Consider the following 872-nt stretch of genomic DNA (forward strand, 5'->3'; position numbering starts at 1 on the left):
CCAAGCTGGCTCTTCAGTCTGAGGCCGACATCATGCGCGCACAGACAGCGTTGACAGAATTTGACGAACGCATTTCCGCACTACGAGTTGTCGGTGCAACCTCCAACCTTGGGACCGCCGAAGATGATTACCGGCAGTTCCGGCATATCTACACTGAGGTTCAAGGCCTTCTTGCCGAGATGGTGGGGGCCCGGAAGGAGGCGCTGGAACGGATCAAACCTGCAAAACCGGAAGAGATTGTCGTTCAGCACATCAACCAGCTTGCCGGCCAGATACATGCTCGCACACGTCGCTGGAAGAAAGAGGTTGATGAGCTGCAAGACACAGAAAAGGCCCGAATCGAAGCTTTGTTTTCCAGTCGGAACAAGGCTTTTCACGAGCAGTCTGCTCCGGTCCTTACCCAGGTGGAGAACGGACTTTGCGATCTGCATGAAGCCTTAGAAAGACTCAGCACACTGCGCCACGTCATCGACGAAGAGAACGAAGGTATTTTCCAGTCGTATATCGACACGTTGGAACTGCTAAAGGCCAATATCGATGTGGAATTGATCGCCCGACAGGGAACTGCCGAGAATTCCGAGCTACGCGATGAGCTGAACAGGCTAAACCAAGTTGCTCAGCTGGGTATCACCGTCGAAATTCTCGGACACGAGCTCCACACAAACGAGCAGCTCATCCGTACGGGCCTCCGTCAGTTGAGGGCCGCCGGCTCCCCGCCCGGAACCGAACAGATAGAACTCGGCTTCGAAGGACTAAGCCAGCAGCTCGAGTTCCTCGCGCCACTGAAGCTCTCGGGCACGCGTGTCCGGCGGAGGATTACTGGCGAAGAAATCATCGACTATCTCAACGCCTTTTTTGCATCGGTGATCCGG

The 872-nt window shown here is 55.2% G+C and carries 1 protein-coding gene; it reads left to right on the forward strand.

The features are described from left to right. A partial coding sequence (locus tag RCF13_RS01525; protein WP_308140758.1) for a hypothetical protein occupies nt 1–872 on the forward strand: 872 nt, incomplete at both ends.

It is taken from the genome of Stenotrophomonas maltophilia group sp. RNC7, from assembly GCF_030910085.1.
GTDB lineage: Bacteria > Pseudomonadota > Gammaproteobacteria > Xanthomonadales > Xanthomonadaceae > Stenotrophomonas > Stenotrophomonas sepilia.